1 protein-coding gene is annotated in these 246 nt (G+C 32.9%); it reads left to right on the top strand.

Annotated elements, in window-relative coordinates:
- Positions 1 to 61: 61 nt before the first annotated feature.
- Positions 62 to 246, top strand: a 185-nt coding sequence (locus AAEY78_RS14495; protein ID WP_352340147.1) for a hypothetical protein, incomplete at its 3' end; no start/stop codon positions are given.

Genomic DNA, 246 nt, shown 5'->3' with positions numbered 1-246 from the left:
GTTAGACATAGTGTTCATTTTACTAATTTTCTTTATTGTAACTACATCTTTTGTAAAACCTGTGGCTATTGAATTAAACCGACCACTCGACAGCCCTCAAATAGATAAGCCTGTTAAAAATGCTTTATTTAGAATTGATGAAAGTAACGGAATATATTTTTCGGGGAGGTTAATTGATTTAGAGCAAGTTGCGACTAATTTAGCGATGTTCGCGGCTAAATATGAAATAAGTTCGGTACTTATAAC

Source organism: Psychrobacter sp. 16-MNA-CIBAN-0192 (genome assembly GCF_040309565.1).
Taxonomy (GTDB): domain Bacteria; phylum Pseudomonadota; class Gammaproteobacteria; order Pseudomonadales; family Moraxellaceae; genus Psychrobacter.
The sequence above is the reverse complement of the archived record's forward strand: the minus strand, read 5'-3'. Positions and strand labels throughout refer to the sequence as shown.